This window comes from Inquilinus limosus MP06 (assembly GCF_000767795.1).
GTDB classification, from domain to species: Bacteria; Pseudomonadota; Alphaproteobacteria; order DSM-16000; family Inquilinaceae; genus Inquilinus; species Inquilinus limosus_E.
Window position 1 is genome coordinate 1 of the sequence record NZ_JANX01000601.1, and the last position, 3,722, is coordinate 3,722.

Annotated in this window: 4 protein-coding genes; 2 read left to right on the plus strand and 2 right to left on the minus strand. The window is 71.3% G+C overall.

Going from position 1 to position 3,722, the window contains the following annotated elements; translation table 11 throughout:
• Positions 1-86 precede the first annotated feature (86 nt).
• Positions 87-1,238 (minus strand): acyl-CoA dehydrogenase family protein, encoded by a 1,152-nt coding sequence (locus P409_RS29215; RefSeq protein ID WP_034846703.1) that lies wholly within the window; start codon positions 1,236-1,238, stop codon positions 87-89.
• An 88-nt stretch (positions 1,239-1,326) separates the two neighbouring features.
• Between P409_RS29215 and P409_RS29220 the strand changes: the two genes are divergently transcribed.
• Positions 1,327-2,271 (plus strand): GlxA family transcriptional regulator, encoded by a 945-nt coding sequence (locus P409_RS29220; protein ID WP_034846705.1) that lies wholly within the window; start codon positions 1,327-1,329, stop codon positions 2,269-2,271.
• Between the two features lie 2 nt (positions 2,272-2,273).
• Here P409_RS29220 and P409_RS29225 read toward each other — a convergent pair whose 3' ends face one another.
• The gene (locus P409_RS29225) at positions 2,274-3,248 is read right to left on the minus strand and encodes a nitrilase family protein (protein WP_034846707.1); all 975 of its coding nucleotides are present in this window, start codon (positions 3,246-3,248) and stop codon (positions 2,274-2,276) included.
• 215 nt (positions 3,249-3,463) lie between these two features.
• Here P409_RS29225 and P409_RS29230 point away from each other — a divergent pair.
• On the plus strand, positions 3,464-3,722 hold a 259-nt coding region (locus P409_RS29230; RefSeq protein WP_152613605.1), incomplete at its 3' end, for a helix-turn-helix domain-containing protein.

Here is a 3,722-nt window from a genome sequence, read left to right on the forward strand (position 1 = left end):
TCCCCCCCTCCCGCAAGGGGAGGGGGGACTCAATGAGGAGACACCCGTCCAGGACTTGGCGTCTTTCAGATACCAGCATCACCATCTCACACCCCCAGCGGCCGCAGCAGGTCGCGGGCGATGATGTGGCGCTGGATCTCGCTGGTGCCGTCCCAGATCCGCTCCACCCGCGCGTCGCGCCAGAAGCGCTCGATCGGCAGGTCGTCCATCAGCCCCATGCCGCCATGGATCTGCAGCGCCGCATCCGTCACCCGGCCCAGCATCTCCGAGGCGAACAGCTTGGCCTGGCTGATCGCCCGGTTGGCGTCCTGGCCCTGGTCGATGCGCCAGGCGGCCGCCAGCGTCAGCCAGTCGGCGGCGTCGATCTCGGTGATCATGTCGGCCAGCTTGAAGCCGGTGCCCTGGAACCGGCCGATCGGCTGGCCGAACTGCTTGCGCTGAGCGGCGTAGGACAAAGCAAGGTCGAAGGCGCGGCGCGCCCGGCCGACGCACATCGCCGCCACGGTCAGGCGGGTGGCGTGCAGCCAGGTGTTGGCCAGGTCGAAGCCCCGCCCCTCCTCGCCCAGCATCTGGTCCGCCGGCACCCGGCAGTCGTCGAAGGTCAGCGTGGCGTTGTGATAGCCGCGATGCGAAACCGAGTTGTAGCCGGGCCGGATCTCGAAGCCCCTCGTGCCACGGTCGACCAGGAAGCAGGAGATACGCCTGCGCCCGGCCGCATCCTCGCCCGTGGCCGCGAACAGGATGACGAAATCGGCCACGTCGGCATGGCTGATGAAGTGCTTGGTGCCGTTGATCACCCAGTCGCCACCGTCGCGCCGGGCGCTGCAGCTCATGCCCCGCAGGTCGGAGCCGGCGTCGGGCTCGGTCATCGCCAGGGCGTCGATCGCCTCGCCGTGGACACAGGGCAGGAGGTACCGCTCGCGCTGCTCCGGCGTGCCGGCGCAGAGGATGTTGGAGGGCCGGCCCCAGAACACCGTCAGCGCCATCGAGGCCCGGCCGAGCTCGCGCTCCAGCAGGGTGAAGGTCAGGTGGTCGAGGCCGCCGCCGCCGAACGCCTCCGGGATGTTGGGGGCGTAGAAGCCGAGATCGCGCACCTTGCGCTGGATCTCGCGGCCGACCTCCGGCGCGACATGGCCGGTGCGCTCGACCTCCCGCTCCAGCGGCTGCAGCTCGCGTTCGACGAAGCCGCGCACCGTATCGACGACCAGCTGCTGCTCGTGGCTGAGCCCGAAATCCATCGCCGCCTCCCTGTTTCCGAAGAGGCTATTGCGACGCTGGCCGGGCGGGCGATACCGTTTCGGATCCAGTCAATACGGAATCGGAAGCATGGCCGAGCCGCGGCGGATCGACATCCTGGTGCTGGATGCCTTCTCCAACCTGACCCTGGCGGCGCTGGTCGAACCGCTGCGGGTCGCCAACCGGATGGCGGGGCGGCGGCTGTTCGACTGGTCGGTGCTGAGCGAGGATGGCGGGCCGGTCACCAGCAGCAGCGGGCTGCGGATCGACGCCGATGCGGCGATGCCGGCGGGCGGTGCCGACACGCTGTACGTCGTCGCCAGCTTCGAGGCCGAGGCACGGGCCACACCCGGCGTGCGCCGCTTCCTGCGCGCGGCGGCCCGGCGCGGCGCGGTGATCGCCGGGCTGGAATCGGCGCCCTATGTGCTGGCCCTGGCCGGAGTGCTGGACGGCCACCGCGCCACCACCCATTGGGAGGATCTGCGCGACTTCGCCGAGCGCTTCCCGGCCGTGACCGCGGTGCCCGACCGCTTCGTCGTCGACCGCCGCCGCATCACCGCCGGCGGGGCGCTGCCGACCCTGGACCTGATGCTGGACCTGCTGCGGCGCGAGCACGGGCTGAGCCTCGCTCTCGCCGTCTCCAGCACCTTCCTCTACGAGGGCGCGCCGCCCGGCCACGACCCGCAGCACATGGTCGCCGCCGGCCGGCTGGCCTGGCAAGACCCGCTGCTGGTGCGGGCGATCCGGCTGATGGAGGCCAACATCGAGGCGCCACTGCCGGTCGAGGCGATCGCGGCGGAGCTGGGCATCGGCCCGCGCGCTTTGCTGCAGCGCTTCCGGGCGACGCTCGGCACCGGCCCCAAGGCCTATTACGCCGAGCTGCGCCTGGCCCTGGCCCGGCGCCTGCTGGAGAACACCGACCGCCCGGTCAACGACATCGCCGCCGATTGCGGCTTCGCCTCCGGCTCCGCCCTCGCCCGCGCCTTCCGCACCCGCTACGGGGTCAACCCGGCTGGGTTCAGGAAGGGAGGCTAGCCTCAGCGCCTGACCACCGGGTCGGGCGAGAATCGGGCTTGGCGGGGGCCGAGCTCGTGGCCCTGCCGCTCGGTCAGCAGGCCGTACAGCTCCGGCCGCCTTCCGCGGATCCAGCGTCGGCCGGTGGCCAGCGGCAGCAGGTCGAGGTCGAGATCGGCCGTCACCATGGCGTCGTCGGCCACGCCGGTCTCGGCCAGGATGCGGCCATAGGGGTCCAGCACCATGGCGTTGCCGGTGCGCACCTCGCCGTCATCCTCGCCGACGCCGTTGCTGAACAGGAGGAACAGGCCGTTGTCATGCGCCCGCGCCGGCAGCCAGCGCATCAGCCAGCCGCGGCCCTTCGGCCCCGCGAACTCCGCCTCGATCGCCGCCGGGTCCTCGTGCCGCCGGTGCCACAGCGCCGGGTCGATCAGCCCCATGGCGTGCGGGCTGCGCGAGGCGCAGCCGCCGGTCTGGTGCGGCGCCAGCAGGATCTCCGCGCCCAGCAGAGCCGTGGCCCGGGCATTCTCCACCAGGTTGTTGTCCCAGCAGATCAGCACGCCCAGCCGCACGCCCCAGGGCGTGTCGAACACGGTGTAGCGGTTGCCGCTGGCGATGTGGTCGCTTTCGAAGGCGTGCAGCTTGCGGTGCCCATGCACCGACCCGTCCGGCAGGCAGACGGCATAGGAGTTGTAGAAGCGGCCGTCGCCGCCCGCCTCCACCAGCCCGGCGCCGATCGCCATGCCGTGCTGTACCGCGAGATCGCGCACCACCTGCACCGACGGCCCGTCCGGCACCGGCTCGGCCAGGGCGGCGATGGCATCGCGGCCGAGGTTGCGGACATGCCAGTAGCCGGTGATGCACATCTCCGGAAAGGCCAGGATCTTCACCCCGTCCGCCGCCGCAACCTCGGTGAAGTGGCGGATGCGGGACAGGTTGTAGGGCTTGTCATCGGCCCGGTGCCGGAACTGGACGGTGGCGGCGCGCAGCAGGGTCATCACGGCCTCGCGGAGGGCTGGCATGGACGGCGATGACCACCGAACGAAACCCTTCTTGTCATGCCCGGGCTTGACCCGGGCATCCAGAGGCTGTCGGGACCCTCTGGATTGCCGGGTCAAGCCCGGCAATGACAGGAAAGAGAAAGACGATCGGGGCCAATTCCAAGGAATTCTAAGACCCCCTCGGCCTGTGCATGGACTATCATCCCTGCACCATGCCCGATCGAAACCGCACAGCCCTGGACTGGGACGATGTCCGCTACGCCGTCGCTCTGGCGCGGCATGGCAGCCTGTCCGCCACCGCCCGGGCGCTGGGGGTGAACCACGCCACCGTGTCGCGCCGGCTGGACGGGCTGGAGCGGGCGCTGGGCCGGCCGATCTTCGACCGCCGTCCCGACGGCTACCGCCCGAACGCGGCCGGCGCCGCGGTGCTGGCCGAGGCCGAGGCGATGGAGGCCGGGGCGCTGGCCCTGC

What these genes read in the sequence shown, in the direction of transcription:
- P409_RS29215 (WP_034846703.1), bottom strand. Translation starts at nt 1,238, where the DNA reads ATGGATTTCGGGCTCAGCCACGAGCAGCAGCTGGTCGTCGATACGGTG.
- P409_RS29220 (WP_034846705.1), top strand. Translation starts at nt 1,327, where the DNA reads ATGGCCGAGCCGCGGCGGATCGACATCCTGGTGCTGGATGCCTTCTCC.
- P409_RS29225 (WP_034846707.1), bottom strand. Translation starts at nt 3,248, where the DNA reads ATGACCCTGCTGCGCGCCGCCACCGTCCAGTTCCGGCACCGGGCCGAT.